Here is a 14,742-nt window from a genome sequence, read left to right on the forward strand (position 1 = left end):
AACCTATAAACTACTTTTATTCAATGGAATTGCTCTTCCTCGGTGCTTCCTTTCAGGGCGACGGTGGAGGACTGGCCTCCGCAGACTACCTCTTGGACCGCGTCGAAATAGCCCGTACCTACGAATGCCTGGTGCTTGACGGCTTTGAATCCGTCGGCCTGTAAGGCAAACTCCTTTTCTTGAAGCTCAGAATAGCCGGCCATTCCCCGGTCTTTATAAGCCCTTGACAGCTCAAATATGCTGGTATTTAAAGCGTGGAATCCTGCCAAAGTGATGAATTGAAATTTATAGCCCATCTCGGCAAGCTTTTCCCTGAAGGTCAGCATCTCTTCTCTGCTCAGGCGGGAGGCCCAGTTGAAAGATGGGGAGCAATTGTAGGCCAGCATTTTGCCGGGATACTTTTCATGGATGGCCTGGGCAAATTCCCTGGCTTGACCAAGGTCAGGATTGGAGGTTTCCATCCATAGTAGGTCCGCATAGGCGCGTAGCTCAACCCCCTGTCGATTCCCTGTTCCAGCCCATTTTTCACATAATAAAATCCTTCACCTGTTTTCTGCCCAGTGATGAACCTGTGATCCCTTTCATCTATATCCGAAGTGATCAGGTTGGCCGCATCGGCATCTGTTCTGGCAATGACCAAGGTGTGGACACCCCGCACACATCGGTAGCCAGGCGAGCAGACACCAGTTTGTTGATGGCCTCTTTGGTGGGGACCAAAACCTTTCCACCTAGGTGGCCGCACTTTTTTGCTTCTTCAAAGTGAACCCCTGCAGCCCCTGCTTCTATCATCATTTTCATCAGTTCAAAGGTATTCAGATTTCCGCCAAAACCTGCTTCAGCATCAGCGACGATGGGCACCAGGTAATGCAATTTCTCCTTGCCATTGACCTGTTGAATCTGGTCGGCACGAAGTAGTGCGTTGTTGATTCTTCTAAAAGCTGCTCGAGATCAACAAACTGAGAGAGAAAGTAAGCGGAAAGTTAGGAGCTTAGCGGCCTGCCAGCCCTCCAGATCCGCGTAGCAGCAATCGGGAAATAAACATCTAAACCTCGATAAGGCATTATTTTTGACCTTTGTAAGGTTTATTCAACTGACACTATATTCAAATGAACCAGAAAAGGATTTTTGGACCCTTGTTGACACTTTTAGGCATTGCCGGGCTTATATATGGAGCTATATTGTTTTTGGATGAGCAACAGGGTGACTGGAAAACCACCCTGGTCTTTTTCGTTCTAGGGCTTATTTTCTTCAGCTCAGGCCTGGGACTGATCAAAAGAACAGATGACAAGTCGTAGGAAGGACGAGGGACGAGGGGAAATAGGTCAACCGCCACTCCTGCCCGGCTTGGGGGAGGACAGCTTGACCCTCACTGGTTACATCCCCCTACCCCCTTCAAAGGGGGAATTAATAACCGATCTGCTGAGCCCAGCGTAGCAGAAGGCCCCGAGAATGAGAGCGCTAAATAACAGCAAACCATCAAAACGGCCAAGAACCAGCACTGACCTAAAAATACTTAGTACCAAAAAAACCGCCCTGCTAATGCAAGACGGTTTTCGTATGGAAAATAAGCTTAGTGCTCGCTTATTTAACTTTTTCAACTACAGCTTTGAATGCCTCTGGGTGGTTCATGGCAAGGTCAGCAAGAACTTTTCTGTTAAGATCGATTTCTGCTTTCTTCAACATGCCCATCAATTGGGAATACGATATGCCGTGCTCTCTAGCACCTGCATTGATACGCTGGATCCATAGAGCTCTGAATTCTCTCTTCTTTGCTTTTCTGTCTCTGTAAGCGTACTGTAAACCTTTTTCGTATTTGTTTTTGGCTACGGTCCAAACGTTGCTCCCTCTTCCGAAGTAACCTCTGGTAGCTTTTAATACTTTTTTTCTTCTTGCTCTTGACGCTACCGCGTTGACTGATCTAGGCATAATTTTTAATTTTTGACTCTTGGTGCCATTCGGATTTAACCCCTCAGGTCTTTAAACCAAGCATCTGGTGAATAATAACCTTAATTTAATTTGTTGTCAGAATTAAGAATCTGATCAGATTCTCAACATGTCTTTTACTCTTCCTTCGTCTGACTCGTGGACGTTACCCATTTTGGTAAGATTTCTCTTCTGCTTGGTCGTCTTCTTAGTCAGAATGTGGCTTTTGTAAGCATGCTTTCTTCTGATTTTGCCGGTTCCTGACAATTTGAACCGCTTCTTTGCACTTGATTTGGTTTTTACTTTAGGCATTTTTGCTGTATTTATTTAGTTGAAATTATTTCTTGTTACCTGCTTTGGGAGAAACGAAGATGTTCATACGCTTACCTTCCATCTTTGGAAGCTGCTCCACCTGACCGTATTCTTCCAGTGCCTGTGCAAATTTCAATAAAAGCATCTCGCCTCTTTCCTTAAACACAATCGTTCTACCTACAAAGTGCACATAGGCCTTCACCTTGGCGCCTTCTTTTAGGAAGTTAATCGCGTGCTTAAGCTTAAAGTCAAAATCGTGGTCGTCCGTGTTGGGACCAAACCTGATCTCTTTGACTACAGTCTTGGCTGCGTTGGCTTTTATCTCCTTTTGCTTTTTCTTCTGCTCGTACTTAAACTTTGCATAGTCAATCACCTTACATACTGGCGGGCTGGCGCTGGGAGAAATCTCAACAAGATCAAGGTCATTTTCCTGGGCCAGCTTCACAGCTGCGTCTGTAGCCATCACGGCATTGCCGCCTTCTACAAAATCCCCCACTACCCTGACCTCACGGGCCCTGATCTTGGAATTTACCTTATATGGTTCTTCTTGTCTCGGTTTAAACGGTTTTCTTCCTCTCAAAATAGTTATGGTTGTTTAATGAATTTGACTGCAAATATCGCAATAATTTTTATTTTATAAAAATCAAAGAATTAATTCCTTAATTTATTTAAAGATGTGGGATGTCGGATGCCCGATGCCCGATGTAGTGGAATACACGTGCTTTCCCTTTCATCCGACATCCGACATCTGTCATCTGTCATCCTGCTCAATTCAAGCTCTCTGCGATAATGTTCTTGAAATAGGCCACGAATTCCTCCACGGTGAAGCTTCCCAAGTCTCCCTCTCCATGCTTACGCACAGAAAGTTTGCCTTCTGCCTGCTCTTTTTCGCCTACAATAATCATGAAAGGCACTTTCTTCATCTCGGAATCACGGATCTTTCGACCGATCTTTTCGTCCCTGTTATCCAAGTTGCCGCTGATATCGGCATCCTCTAGCTGCTGCTTGATCTGCTCGGCATAGTCGGCAAATTTTTCCGAAATCGGAAGAATGTTGATCTGTTCAGGGGAAAGCCAAAGTGGAAAGTTACCCGCACAGTGCTCGATAAGCACGGCAACAAAACGCTCCAAGGAACCAAATGGTGCTCTATGGATCATTACCGGTCTGTGACGCTGGTTGTCAGAGCCCACATATTCGAGCTCAAACCTATTTGGTAAGTTATAATCAACCTGTATAGTTCCCAGCTGCCAGCTTCTGCCCAAGGCATCCTTGACCATGAAATCAAGTTTGGGTCCATAAAATGCGGCTTCACCAAGCTCGGTCACAGTGTCTAAACCTTTTTCTTTAGCTGCCTGAATAATATCGGATTCTGCCTTGTCCCATAAGGCGTCTTCTCCTATGTATTTTTCTTTGTCCTCCGGATCTCTAAGGGATATCTGAGCGGTGTAACTTTCAAAACCTAAGGCTTTGAAAACATACAACACCAAATCAATAACCTTGATAAACTCCTCTTTAACCTGATCGGGACGGCAGAAAATATGCGCGTCATCCTGGGTAAAGCCACGTACCCTTGTCAGGCCATGGAGCTCCCCACTCTGCTCGTATCTGTAAACCGTCCCAAACTCTGCATAGCGTATCGGAAGATCCTTATAAGACCTAGGTTTGTGTTTATAAATCTCACAGTGGTGAGGACAGTTCATCGGCTTGAGCAAGAACTCCTCTCCCTCATGCGGTGTGGCAATGGGTTGGAAGGAATCCTTTCCATATTTAGCATAATGCCCAGAGGTCTCGTAAAGTGCCTTATGGCCGATATGTGGGGTCACTACCTGCTGGTAGCCAGACTTATCCTGAGCTTTCTTCATGAAATTAACCAAACGCTCCCGCAGCAATGTCCCTTTTGGCAACCATAACGGAAGGCCTTGACCCACTTTTTCGGAGAAGGTAAACAGCTCCAACTCACGGCCTAGTTTACGGTGGTCACGCTTTTTGGCTTCTTCCAGCAATACAAGATATTCCTGCAGTTCCTTTGCCTTTGGAAAAGTCACTCCGTAGATACGGGTAAGCATTTTATTCTTCTCATCCCCTCTCCAGTAAGCGCCGGCTACATTGAGCAGTTTGACGGCCTTGATGAAACCCGTGTTTGGGATATGAGGTCCACGGCAGAGGTCGGTAAAGTTACCCTGCTCGTAGAATGTGATGGTACCATCCTCAAGTCCTTCGAGGAGATCCAGTTTATATTCGTCGCCTTTTTGTTCGTAATAGGCTACCGCTTCTGATTTGCTGATTTCTTTGCGGGAATAATCATTCTTCTGCTTTGCAAGCTCGATCATTTTCTTCTCGATCTTTTCCAGCTCGGCTCCGTCGAAGGTCCTGTCACCAAAATCAACATCATAGTAAAAGCCTGTTTCAATGTTTGGGCCGATCCCAAACTTCACGCCTGGGTAAAGGGCTTCCAGAGCTTCAGCCAATAGGTGGGCGGAACTGTGCCAGAAGGTACCTTTTCCCTCCCTGTCATTCCATGTCAAAAGTTGTACCTCGGCATTTTGGATGATCGGACGGGTAGCGTCCCATACCTCACCGTTTACTTTGGCGGCAAGAACGTTTCGGGCCAAACCTTCGCTGATACTAAGGGCGACTTGGTGGCCGGTGATTCCTTTTTCATACTGCCTGACAGAGCCGTCGGGCAGGGTAATGTTGATTTGTTGTTCAGACATTTTTGAAATATACAGTGTAAAACATGGCACCTTTACAAACAGGTGCGCTATTATCTTACAAATATGACCAAGTTATGGTTAAATGTAAAATTGTTTAAAGGTTTAATCGGCCTGCGGCCTGGGTTAATGGATTAAAGTTGAATGTAGTGGTTGCCTTGGAACAACCAGGGAGCCCAGTCCTTGAATAGAAAAAAGCCGTGTAAACATCTTCACACGGCTTTTTTAAAACTTAATCTCTTAATCTCTTCAACCATTAAACCTAAAAAAGGTCCAATTGATCCTCGTCGTCATCCTCTTCATCCACGCTCAGGTCAATGCTGTCTCCGACCTTAAGTTCCTGGGGGTTTTCTTCTTTTTTGGGCTTCACAGGGGCCAAAAGTGATAGGTCTTTCACCGTATGAGAAGTCAGCTTGTTTCCGATGGCTTTCCAGCCTTTTACGTCTATCAGCATGTCCACATCGTAGATTACTTCCTCGGTTTCCTTTCCTTTTTGCAACTTGACCTTCACTTGAGGCTGCTCCTCGGTGCTGACCACCTCTAATCTGCTATTGCGATGATCGGTTATGAAGTTAAACTTTTTGTTGATCGTAGAGGTCTCCACCATGAAGCGCTTCACGAAATGGGTCTTGGAGGTACCGTCAAAGTAGATGGCGGAAATGACCTTTTTGGAATCAAACTTTTCCAATAGCAACAGCTCTTTCGGTTCGTATCTATTGGTAACCTCAAATGAAGTCAGTTCATACTCCCCATTTCTATAGACAGCAAGTATCTTATCATCTCCAAGGAAATTGTCCACCAAGCGGCCTCTGCCGTCGGTATTTAATCTTCCAATATGTTCATCGTAATAAATATCCAGTCCTCCCAATGTAGAAACACCCTCCATCTTAAGTTGGATTTTTCGCACGGGGTACCTAGTCAGAATGTTTCCTCCGGCTCCCCTACCTTTGATTTCAATGGTTGAGAAGTCAAAGTCAAACACCTTCACACGGGCCTTGCTGCCTTGGGTAAGGTATACTGTCACGATCTCAGCCTCTCCATTAGGGTTGGCCGTAAAATACATGACCTTGGAGCCTTTAGTACCCTTGGTAAGCACATACTCTCGGTCTCGGGTCACACTGAGCACCTGAAATCTCTTGACCATGGCTCTTCCGGAGCCCCCGTCAAGGTAGATCAGATTGTAAACCATGCGCTCGTCCCCTTTACGGAACACGCTTACATGGATAATGTCCTTTCCTACGAAGACCTTGTCTTGGATTCTGGTCACCTGGGCCGTACCGTCACGTTTGAAAACTATGATATCGTCCAAATCAGAGCAGTCGCACACAAATTCATCCTTCTTCAAACCATAGCCGATAAAACCATCAGCTCTATTGACATAAAGTTTGGCATTGTTTGCCGCTACCACGGTGGCTTGGATGTTTTCGAAAGCCCGGATTTCAGTCTTTCTTTGCCTTCCCTTGCCGTATTTTGAAAGTAGATCTTTGTAGTATTTGATTGCATATTGGGTGAGGTGGTTGAGGTTGTATTCCACCTCTTTCAACTCCTCTTCCAATTTGCGCATCAATTCGTCAGCCTTGAAGGCATCAAACTTGGAAATCCTCTTGATCTTGATCTCCGTTAGCTTGACAATATCTTCGGTCGTGATTTCTCTATAGAACTCCGGCTTGAAAGGATCTAGTCCCCTATCGATGGTTTCGATCACCGCGTCCCATGTCTCACATTCCTCAATATCACGGTAAATTCTGTTTTCGATGAAGATTTTCTCCAAAGAGGAAAACAGCAATTTCTCCATCAATTCAGCCTTGCGGATCTCAAGTTCCCTTTTTAGGAGGTCCTTTGTCTGCTTGGTGTTGTAGGAGAGAATATCGTTTACGGTGAGAAAAACAGGTTTGTCCTCAATGATCACACAGGCATTTGGAGAAATGGAAACCTCACAGTCAGTGAAGGCATACAATGCATCAATGGTCATATCCGGAGACTGGCCAGGAGCCAACTGTATTTGGATTTCCACGTCCGCAGCCGTATTGTCAGTCACTTTCTTGATTTTGATCTTGCCTTTATCGTTTGCTTTGATAATGGATTCGATCAAAGAATTAGTTGTAGTGCCGTACGGTATTTCTTTGATTAAAAGGGTTTTATTATCCTCTTCCTCAATCCTTGCACGAACCTTTATTTTACCGCCTCTGATACCTTCATTGTATTCCGAAAAATCACCCAATCCCCCTGTAGGGAAATCAGGTAGAAGGGTTGGTCGGCCTCCTTTTAAAACTTCGATCGACCCTTCAATAAGTTCGATGAAATTGTGCGGGAGAATTTTAGTTGAAAGACCTACAGCGATACCCTCCACACCTTGGGCCAAAAGCAGAGGAAACTTGACCGGTAAAGCCACTGGTTCCTTCTTTCTCCCATCATAGGAAAGTTGCCATTCGGTAGTCTGAGGGTTAAATACCACATCCAAGGCAAACTTAGAAAGTCTAGCCTCGATATACCTAGCTGCAGCCGCCCCATCACCAGTTCGGATGTCGCCCCAATTTCCTTGGGTTTCTATCAAAAGATCCTTTTGTCCAAGGTTAACTATGGCATCACTGATCGAAGCATCTCCGTGGGGGTGATACTGCATGGTCTGTCCGATGATATTGGCCACCTTGTTGAAACGGCCATCATCCATTTCCTTCATGGCATGCATGATCCTACGCTGTACAGGCTTCAAGCCGTCTTCTATAGCCGGCACTGCCCTTTCCAAGATCACATAGGATGCATAATCAAGGAACCAGTCCTTGTACATGCCTGTCACGGGAATCGACTCATGCAATTCCTCGTCGTTGTCCAAAGGTCCGTTATTTTCTAAATCACTCATTTAAAACAAATATTTCGCGATACTCAATGTTGTGAAAAATGAAAAGCTATGCTACTGCCTGCTCTTCTTTGGCTTTCCTTCTGGCTTCTTCCTCCTCTTTGACGATATCCTTTTCAATTTTCAGGTTGTCTATGATGAAATTTTGGCGGTTTGGGGTGTTTTTGCCCATATAGAAAGTCAAAAGGTCGGCTATCTTCGTGTCCTTGCCTAAAATGATTGGCTCAAGACGGATATCCTCACCTATAAAAGCTCCAAACTCATTCGGAGAAATCTCACCCAATCCCTTAAAACGGGTGATTTCAGGCTTGTTTCCCAATTTCATAATCGCCCTTTGCCTTTCTTCGTCTGAATAGCAATAGATGGTTTCTTTCTTATTTCTCACCCTAAAAAGAGGGGTTTCCAAAATGTAAAGGTGACCATTTTTCACTAAGTCAGGGAAAAACTGGAGGAAGTATGTCATGATCAAAAGTCTGATGTGCATGCCATCCACATCGGCATCGGTGGCGATCACGATCTTTCTATAGCGAAGGTTTTCTATGCCGTCCTCAATATTAAGTGCGTGCTGCAGAAGGTTGAATTCTTCATTCTCGTACACCACTTTTTTGGTCATTCCAAAACAGTTCAATGGCTTACCTCTGAGAGAAAAAACCGCTTGTGTCTGCACGTTCCGCGATTTGGTGATGGAACCTGATGCAGAATCACCCTCGGTGAGGAAAAGCATGGTTTCATTCTTCTTCTCATCACTTGCCTTAGGATCATCATAATGCACGCGACAATCTCTAAGTTTTTTGTTATGCAGATTGGCTTTCTTTGCTCTTTCGTTGGCAAGTTTCTTAATGCCAGAGATCTCCTTACGCTCGCGCTCAGACTGCAGTATCCTTTTCAACAAGGCATTGGCCGCATCGGGATTTTTGTGCAGGTAATTATCGAGCTCCGTTTTGATGAAGTCATTGACAAATGTCCTCAAAGTAGGTCCATCAGGCCCAATGCTTTGAGAACCTAGCTTGGTCTTGGTTTGGGATTCGAAGACTGGCTCCTGAACCCTCACCGCAATGGATGCCACAATACTTTGCCTGATATCAGAGGCATCATAATCTTTTTTGTAAAACTCTCGGACGGCCTTAACAATAGCCTCTCTAAAAGCTGTCAAGTGCGTACCTCCTTGAGTTGTAAATTGACCATTGACAAAGGAATAGTATTCCTCCCCATATTGGTTGCTATGTGTCATGGCCATCTCAATATCGGTTGCTTTAAGATGGATGATCGGATATCTGCGGCTTTCCTCGTCGACTTTTCTATCCAAAAGATCATGAAGGCCTTTTTCAGAATAGAACTTCTTACCGTTGTAGTTAATGGTAAGACCTGCATTTAGAAAAGCGTAGTTCCAAATTTGGTTTTCAAGGTATTCCGGGATAAAATGATAGTTTTTGAAAACCGTACTATCTGGGGAAAAAGTGATTTTGGTTCCATTTCTGTCGGAGCTTTTCACCACTGCCTTATCATCCTTAAGTATCCCTTTTTCAAATTCGGCTACTTTTGTTTCACCATCACGATAAGATTGCACCCGAAAATATTCCGATAGGGCGTTGACAGCCTTGGTACCGACACCGTTTAGACCTACCGATTTCTGGAAGGCTCCTGAATCGTATTTACCACCTGTGTTTATTTTGGATACGCAGTCGATGACTTTTCCTAAAGGAATACCACGCCCGTAATCCCTAACTTCCACTTTATGTTCACTGATCTTAATATCGATGGTGCGGCCGTGGCCCATCATGTGTTCATCGATACTGTTGTCGAGGATTTCCTTTACCAAAACGTAAATCCCGTCATCCTGGGCGCTACCGTCTCCGAGCTTACCGATATACATACCGGGTCTGAGGCGGATGTGCTCCCTCCAATCCAGGGATTTGATGCTGTCTTCTGTATATTGAACGTTTGACGCCATAAATATGCTTGATTCAGATGAATGTTAATTTAATCAGGACCTTACTTGGTTCAACTTTTTGCCTAAAATAACAAAAAGCAGGATAATCCAAACTACCATGAACACAGGAATCATGTAAAAGAATGGATTGAACTCTTCCGTTTGTATCTCATATTGGTTGTTGATACGGTGGACGAAAAAGGCTATGATCACTAAGGAAACATTGAGAACTCCGGCAAATGAGTAGATCCAACCCAGCATTTTGTCACTGAAGGGATCACCTGTGGGAAATAGTTTCCGAAGATTAGGAGTGGCTTGTTTTTCTACCATTTTCCCTGCAAAAACAATTATGAGGTTGAGGATAATAAAGGCTGCTATCCCAAAATAAAAGAATGTATCCCTTGCAATAGACTTGAGTGGCATACCTGAAGCGTCGACCTGATAGGCGACATTTTCTGGGAGTGCCGCGTAGATATACATGAAAAGGATGATAAAGAGCAGAATGGAAAGGAAATGAAAGGCTTTGGCAAATCTTCTGTACATAATCTGAGTATAATTAAGCCGCTAATATAGAATTTTTATGGGAATAGAAACGGTCTTGGATTGGGATCACCTTGCCTATAAGGTGTATCTGCCCAAATTAATTCCCTGATCCAAAGTATAATACCCTATTAAATATATTTTTGCTTACTTTTGTGGCCAGAAATCCAAATCATTATGACCAAAATCTCCCAAATCTTTCTTTCCCTATTGTTATTGTTAGCTATTGTCTCTTGTTCCAGCCCATTAGAAACGGGATCCATTGACACAGAGGAGTGGAAAAAGGATCGAAACGGGTGTTTAGGATTAAGATTAGCTTATGTGGATGAAATAAAAAGTATCAAGAATTCTTTTTTGGGCAAAAACAATCAAGAGCTCATTAAGACGTTTGGAAGGCCTGATCGCGTGGAACTGGTGGACAAAAGCCAAAGCTTCTTTTTCTATTTTCTTGAGCCTTCATCCAATTGTGAAGGGGCGGAAACAGGAAAAGAACCACTGAAGGTTCTTTTCCGGATGAATGCCATAAATAAGGTCAGTGAAGTGACAGTCACCACGCTTAATCCATAAAGCACAGCGCAGCCGCACCGAGAGTGCCTGCGTTGTTTTCCAATGTTGCCTTTTCCATCTTTAAGTCTGAAAGGTAATATTTGGTCAAGTACTGCCTAACCGTTTTTTCCAAAGAAGGCATCATAAACTCCAATCCAGCGGAGATGCCTCCACCAAAATAAATCTCATTTACATCAAGGATTCTTACGGTGGAAACAATCGCCTCTCCCAAGATGCGTCCTACTTCCTCAAATACCATAAGGGAAACAGGGTTTCCTTCCTTGGCGGTATCTACTAATAAGTGAGTACCCAATTCCTTATCCAGGAGCCCTGCAGCTTTCTCTGGATACGCTTCGATCATACGCTCCATGATACGCAGAATTCCATTTCGGCCTATCAATTTTTCCAAGCCCTCGTTCCCTCGGGAAAGCATGTGACCCATTTCCATAGCATTGCCACGTGCGCCTTTGAAAATTTCTCCATTTAAGATCAAGGCGCTACCTATGCCGGTGCCCATTGTGATAAAAAGAAAATTAGGGGAGGTTTGGGATTTTCCGAATTTGAGTTCCCCAAAAGCAGCCGCTGCAGCGTCATTTTCCAGGTAAAAATTAATGTCTTTATAAAGTTTTTGAAGAGATCCTCTGAGATCAAAACCATTGAGTGCTGGGATGGCAGGTATCTCTAAGGTGGTTGTCCTTTCTTTGTTTACTAGGCCGGGCAGGCCAATTCCGACATTTCTGACTTCTGGATACATTTCCAAGTATTTGCCGATTACTTTTAGAAAACATAGGTTGAACCCATCGGGGTGCTCTCTATAAGGTCTGGTATCCTCTTTGAAAAAGGAGACAATTTTGCCTTGCCGGCTTACCAACCCAATCTTCAAATGGGTGCCGCCAACATCTACCCCCAAAAAATGCTCTTCTTGATGATTCATATCTGATTTTAATAGGTTTAACGCCCTAAGTTAGTAAAGAGAATGATTTACTTCCTAAAATCCCTTGAAAAGACTTGAAAAATACGTAAAACTGCAGGACATACCAAGGTGTTGCGCAAGGTGAGTCCAAGGATGCCTGAAATATTTTTCCTATTGGTATGGGGGTACTCCCTGCATGCTTTGGGCCGGTCTTCATAGATCAGGCAGGTGTTGTCGTCCAAAAGAAAGGAACAGGGACTTTTCTGAAGCACATAATCTCCTTCTTCGTCAAGCCTGAGGTAGGTATCGATAAACTCCCCTGTTTTCATTTTCAGTGTTTTGCTGATTCTTTCGATATCAGTGGAGATAAAAATAGGGCTAGTGGTTTTGCAGCAATTAGCACATTCCAAGCAGTCTATTTCCCGAAAGGAATTTTCGTGCTCTCTATGGAACATCTGATCCAGTTCCTTGGATTTAATCTTGCGCAAGCGATCCTTCAATTTCTTATTGGCAGAATATTCGCTTTTACTGGCATTTTCAAAACCTTCAATCAAAACCTAAATATTTATTAATCTTTAATTTTAAACAATAAATAATAAACCCTCTTTTATTTGGATTTGAAGCAACTTTATCTTATTTTCAATGACACTTAAAGCCATACATTATGAAAATGCATCCTAACGAACTCTTCTTCTATTACACCCCTGAGCATTCCATCGACAAGAAAGCCAGGGCTTATGCGCGCTCCGTATCCCGATATGTCAACGAAATAAATATTGAGAAGGAAAAAATCACTACGACTGGCTGGCGCACCATTCTTGACAAACTAGATTTAAGGGCCAAAGACTTACTTAACCGTGCTCATCCTGATTATCAAACCCATATAGCAGGCAAGACTTGGGACGATGAGAGCTGGTTGCAGATATTGGTGAGATACCCTCATCTGATTAAGGCACCTATTGCCATAAAGCGAGAAAAGGCCGTGCTTTGCCTAAAACCCAACGATATCCTCAAACTTAATTAAGAAAGGTGGATGCCGTCTGGCTCAATAGTGATTTTTTTATCTTTGTAAAGCTGACCTATGGATTGTTTAAAATGCTTTTTACTCATTCCCAATGTTTTTTGAATCTCTTCGGGGGATGACTTATCATGAAGGGGCAAAGATTTGCGGACTTTTAGAATCTCGAGAATTTTTTCGGCCCCTTTTTCATATTTTTCTCTGGTGGGAGCTTCCAGCATAAGGTCAATCTTACCATCCTCGCGCACCTTTTTTACAAAAGGACTGATTCTGTCACCAATGGAAAGATCGCGGAAGATTTCATTTTTATAAAGAAGGCCTTCAAATTTGGATTCAATTAGCACTTTGTATCCAAGTTCCGTTTCTTCAAATACCAACCCCTCTACTTGTTGGCCTGCTTCATATCCTTGAGTATCAGATAATATAAAGTCTTCATATTTGGAGACTCCTATAAGTCTGTTGGTTCGATGATCCACACAAACCATGACGAGGTATTTTCCACCCTCTTCCATATCTTTGCCCATCTCTGATTTGGGAACAAAAAGATCTTTCTGCAAGCCCCAATCCATGAAAGCACCAAATTTGGTGATCTCCTTGGCTTCCATAACAGCAAACTCGTCCACAATTGCTACTGGCCTATTGGTTACGGCTACTGGACGATCTTCACTGTCGGTATAGACAAACACCTCTAATTCCTCCCCTTCCTTTTCTTCGCCCTTCAGATAGGATTTTGGAAGCAAAACTTCCCCTCCATCTCTCAAAGCCAAATAAGCTCCATTGGGCGTAAAACGGTTAATCAATAAGCTGCTGATCTGTCCAAGTTCTTTCATAATTGGTAATGGGGTTTTTGAATCCACAAAATTACGCATTAATCCCAAAGGAATGGAATAATCCGATTTTTTTCGTTTGACAAGTGCTAGTGAATAACCAAACAATATTTTGAAATATTGTTATCAAATTGGAAAACGCCAAATATCCCTGTATTTTAGGCCTTGCAAAAAGTCAAAACAAATCGGCCCGATTGGGTCTTTTTTAACCATAAACTCAAATATCAAATTTTATGAAGCATATTTCTGTGATCGGATCAGGCACCATGGGCAATGGTATCGCCCACGTTTTTGCCCAAAAAGGTTATCAGGTGTCCCTGATAGACCTAAGTCAGGACGCACTGGAGCGTGCCATCGGTACTATCAGCAAAAACCTTGACCGTCAAGTAAGCAAAGAACTTATCTCAGAGGATGAGAAAAGCCAGGCTTTGGCCAACATCAAGACTTTCACCAATCTCAACGATGGAGTGGCAGATGCCGACTTGGTAGTGGAAGCTGCAACTGAAAATGTGAGAATAAAGCTGGACATTTTTAGGGAATTGGATTCCATCTGTCCAGAAAAAACCATTTTGGCTACGAACACTTCTTCAATCTCGATCACCAAAATCGGAGCGGTGACCAGCAGACCGGACAAAGTGATTGGTATGCACTTCATGAACCCCGTGCCGGTGATGAAGTTGGTTGAAGTAATCAGAGGTTATGCCACTTCAGATGAAATCACAGATCGTATCATGGAGCTTTCCCGTAACCTAAGCAAGTCTCCGGTTGAAGTAAACGATTACCCTGGCTTTGTAGCAAACAGGATCCTCATGCCTATGATCAATGAAGCTATCTACACGCTGTACGAAGGTGTGGCTGGCATCGAAGAAATTGACACCGTAATGAAACTAGGAATGGCCCACCCTATGGGTCCTTTGCAGCTGGCTGACTTCATCGGTCTGGATGTATGTCTTTCTATATTGAGAGTGTTGCACGATGGTTTTGGAAATCCAAAATATGCCCCTTGCCCATTGTTGATCAATATGGTGGAGGCTGGCTACATGGGTGCCAAATCTGGTGAAGGCTTTTATAAATACACGAAGGGAAGTAAGGATCTTGTAGTGTCAGAGAGGTTTAAAAAGTAACTAACTTATCTTCAAAAAGATAGCCCGTTCCGTTCTGGTTC

Annotated in this window: 14 protein-coding genes and 1 pseudogene; 4 read left to right on the plus strand and 11 right to left on the minus strand. The window is 43.6% G+C overall.

The window, feature by feature from the left end; all coding sequences use genetic code 11:
• Positions 1-20 precede the first annotated feature (20 nt).
• Positions 21-933 (minus strand): annotated as a pseudogene (locus FPL27_RS12370) (isocitrate lyase/phosphoenolpyruvate mutase family protein); the annotation flags it as partial.
• A 173-nt stretch (positions 934-1,106) separates the two neighbouring features.
• Here FPL27_RS12370 and FPL27_RS12375 point away from each other — a divergent pair.
• Complete coding sequence (locus tag FPL27_RS12375) at positions 1,107-1,295, plus strand: hypothetical protein (protein WP_143961386.1); 189 nt, start codon at positions 1,107-1,109, stop codon at positions 1,293-1,295.
• 286 nt (positions 1,296-1,581) lie between these two features.
• Here FPL27_RS12375 and rplT read toward each other — a convergent pair whose 3' ends face one another.
• The 7 genes from rplT to FPL27_RS12410 all read right to left on the minus strand — a co-directional run bounded on the left by rplT (position 1,582) and on the right by FPL27_RS12410 (position 10,276).
• Positions 1,582-1,926 (minus strand): 50S ribosomal protein L20, encoded by a 345-nt coding sequence (gene rplT, locus FPL27_RS12380; RefSeq protein WP_143961387.1) that lies wholly within the window; start codon positions 1,924-1,926, stop codon positions 1,582-1,584.
• 114 nt (positions 1,927-2,040) lie between these two features.
• Positions 2,041-2,235 carry a 50S ribosomal protein L35 gene (rpmI, locus tag FPL27_RS12385; protein ID WP_143961388.1) on the minus strand — a complete coding sequence of 65 codons (195 nt, stop codon included), beginning with the start codon at positions 2,233-2,235 and terminating at the stop codon, positions 2,041-2,043.
• Between the two features lie 25 nt (positions 2,236-2,260).
• Positions 2,261-2,815 carry a translation initiation factor IF-3 gene (infC, locus tag FPL27_RS12390; protein WP_143961389.1) on the minus strand — a complete coding sequence of 185 codons (555 nt, stop codon included), beginning with the start codon at positions 2,813-2,815 and terminating at the stop codon, positions 2,261-2,263.
• A 187-nt stretch (positions 2,816-3,002) separates the two neighbouring features.
• Positions 3,003-4,949 carry a threonine--tRNA ligase gene (gene thrS, locus FPL27_RS12395; RefSeq protein WP_143961390.1) on the minus strand — a complete coding sequence of 649 codons (1,947 nt, stop codon included), beginning with the start codon at positions 4,947-4,949 and terminating at the stop codon, positions 3,003-3,005.
• A 259-nt stretch (positions 4,950-5,208) separates the two neighbouring features.
• Positions 5,209-7,806 (minus strand): DNA gyrase/topoisomerase IV subunit A, encoded by a 2,598-nt coding sequence (locus tag FPL27_RS12400; protein ID WP_143961391.1) that lies wholly within the window; start codon positions 7,804-7,806, stop codon positions 5,209-5,211.
• A gap of 46 nt (positions 7,807-7,852) precedes the next feature.
• Positions 7,853-9,754, minus strand: coding sequence for a DNA topoisomerase IV subunit B (locus FPL27_RS12405; RefSeq protein ID WP_143961392.1), 1,902 nt, complete (start codon positions 9,752-9,754; stop codon positions 7,853-7,855).
• A gap of 33 nt (positions 9,755-9,787) precedes the next feature.
• Positions 9,788-10,276 (minus strand): DNA topoisomerase IV, encoded by a 489-nt coding sequence (locus FPL27_RS12410; protein WP_143961393.1) that lies wholly within the window; start codon positions 10,274-10,276, stop codon positions 9,788-9,790.
• A 174-nt stretch (positions 10,277-10,450) separates the two neighbouring features.
• On the opposite strand from FPL27_RS12410, the gene FPL27_RS12415 reads away from it, so the two are divergent.
• Positions 10,451-10,840 (plus strand): hypothetical protein, encoded by a 390-nt coding sequence (locus FPL27_RS12415; protein ID WP_143961394.1) that lies wholly within the window; start codon positions 10,451-10,453, stop codon positions 10,838-10,840.
• Here the strand turns inward: FPL27_RS12415 and FPL27_RS12420 are convergent.
• Together FPL27_RS12420 and FPL27_RS12425 are read right to left on the minus strand one after the other, a co-directional pair.
• Positions 10,830-11,753 carry an ROK family protein gene (locus FPL27_RS12420; protein ID WP_143961395.1) on the minus strand — a complete coding sequence of 308 codons (924 nt, stop codon included), beginning with the start codon at positions 11,751-11,753 and terminating at the stop codon, positions 10,830-10,832. The genes FPL27_RS12415 and FPL27_RS12420 overlap by 11 nt on opposite strands.
• 47 nt (positions 11,754-11,800) lie before the next feature.
• Positions 11,801-12,286, minus strand: a complete 486-nt coding sequence (locus FPL27_RS12425; RefSeq protein WP_235893430.1) for a YkgJ family cysteine cluster protein — start codon at positions 12,284-12,286, stop codon at positions 11,801-11,803.
• Positions 12,287-12,396: 110 nt separating this feature from the next.
• Between FPL27_RS12425 and FPL27_RS12430 the strand changes: the two genes are divergently transcribed.
• Complete coding sequence (locus tag FPL27_RS12430) at positions 12,397-12,756, plus strand: arsenate reductase family protein (RefSeq protein WP_143961396.1); 360 nt, start codon at positions 12,397-12,399, stop codon at positions 12,754-12,756.
• Here FPL27_RS12430 and FPL27_RS12435 read toward each other — a convergent pair.
• Entirely contained in the window at positions 12,753-13,580 is an 828-nt protein-coding gene (locus FPL27_RS12435) for a CvfB family protein (protein WP_143961397.1), read from the minus strand. The genes FPL27_RS12430 and FPL27_RS12435 overlap by 4 nt on opposite strands.
• A 230-nt stretch (positions 13,581-13,810) precedes the next feature.
• Here FPL27_RS12435 and FPL27_RS12440 point away from each other — a divergent pair, with 230 nt between their 5' ends.
• Positions 13,811-14,701 carry a 3-hydroxybutyryl-CoA dehydrogenase gene (locus tag FPL27_RS12440; protein ID WP_143961398.1) on the plus strand — a complete coding sequence of 297 codons (891 nt, stop codon included), beginning with the start codon at positions 13,811-13,813 and terminating at the stop codon, positions 14,699-14,701.
• Positions 14,702-14,742 lie beyond the last annotated feature (41 nt).

This window comes from Litoribacter populi (assembly GCF_007483685.1).
Lineage (GTDB): Bacteria > Bacteroidota > Bacteroidia > Cytophagales > Cyclobacteriaceae > Litoribacter > Litoribacter populi.

What these genes read in the sequence shown, in the direction of transcription:
- rpmI (WP_143961388.1), bottom strand. Translation starts at nt 2,235, where the DNA reads ATGCCTAAAGTAAAAACCAAATCAAGTGCAAAGAAGCGGTTCAAATTG.
- rplT (WP_143961387.1), bottom strand. Translation starts at nt 1,926, where the DNA reads ATGCCTAGATCAGTCAACGCGGTAGCGTCAAGAGCAAGAAGAAAAAAA.
- FPL27_RS12405 (WP_143961392.1), bottom strand. Translation starts at nt 9,754, where the DNA reads ATGGCGTCAAACGTTCAATATACAGAAGACAGCATCAAATCCCTGGAT.
- thrS (WP_143961390.1), bottom strand. Translation starts at nt 4,949, where the DNA reads ATGTCTGAACAACAAATCAACATTACCCTGCCCGACGGCTCTGTCAGG.
- FPL27_RS12410 (WP_143961393.1), bottom strand. Translation starts at nt 10,276, where the DNA reads ATGTACAGAAGATTTGCCAAAGCCTTTCATTTCCTTTCCATTCTGCTC.
- FPL27_RS12420 (WP_143961395.1), bottom strand. Translation starts at nt 11,753, where the DNA reads ATGAATCATCAAGAAGAGCATTTTTTGGGGGTAGATGTTGGCGGCACC.
- FPL27_RS12375 (WP_143961386.1), top strand. Translation starts at nt 1,107, where the DNA reads ATGAACCAGAAAAGGATTTTTGGACCCTTGTTGACACTTTTAGGCATT.
- FPL27_RS12435 (WP_143961397.1), bottom strand. Translation starts at nt 13,580, where the DNA reads ATGAAAGAACTTGGACAGATCAGCAGCTTATTGATTAACCGTTTTACG.
- FPL27_RS12400 (WP_143961391.1), bottom strand. Translation starts at nt 7,806, where the DNA reads ATGAGTGATTTAGAAAATAACGGACCTTTGGACAACGACGAGGAATTG.
- FPL27_RS12430 (WP_143961396.1), top strand. Translation starts at nt 12,397, where the DNA reads ATGAAAATGCATCCTAACGAACTCTTCTTCTATTACACCCCTGAGCAT.
- FPL27_RS12440 (WP_143961398.1), top strand. Translation starts at nt 13,811, where the DNA reads ATGAAGCATATTTCTGTGATCGGATCAGGCACCATGGGCAATGGTATC.
- FPL27_RS12415 (WP_143961394.1), top strand. Translation starts at nt 10,451, where the DNA reads ATGACCAAAATCTCCCAAATCTTTCTTTCCCTATTGTTATTGTTAGCT.